Here is a 330-nt window from a genome sequence, read left to right as displayed (position 1 = left end):
TGGTCTTGCTATCAACGCCTATGTGTCCCTTCATCCCGAAATACCATTGATTGCCTTTTTTGGTCTGGCGCATTTCCGGATCACGTTTGCCTTCTTTGTTCTTGGTGGAAGAAGGTGCTGAAATGATAGTAGCATCGACGATGGTGCCGCCCGACACTTTCATTCCCCGCTCCTGCAAATGACGGCCTACTTCTTCGAAGATACGTTTGCCAAGGTCATGACGTTCCAGCAAGTGCCGGAACTTGCACACAGTGGTCTCATCCGGCACGGCTTCATTGCCCAGGTCAATAGCGGCAAAGCTGCGCATGGAGACGGATTCATATAAGGCTT

General features: G+C 50.9%; 1 protein-coding gene. It reads right to left on the bottom strand.

Going from position 1 to position 330, the window contains the following annotated elements; translation table 11 throughout:
• Positions 1–330: IS5 family transposase (locus ACO0LI_RS30700; protein WP_423037724.1), on the bottom strand; the 330-nt coding region annotated here is incomplete at both ends.

It is taken from the genome of Undibacterium sp. Tian12W, assembly GCF_049339405.1.
Classification (GTDB): Bacteria; Pseudomonadota; Gammaproteobacteria; order Burkholderiales; family Burkholderiaceae_D; genus Undibacterium.
The sequence above is the reverse complement of the archived record's forward strand: the minus strand, read 5'-3'. Positions and strand labels throughout refer to the sequence as shown.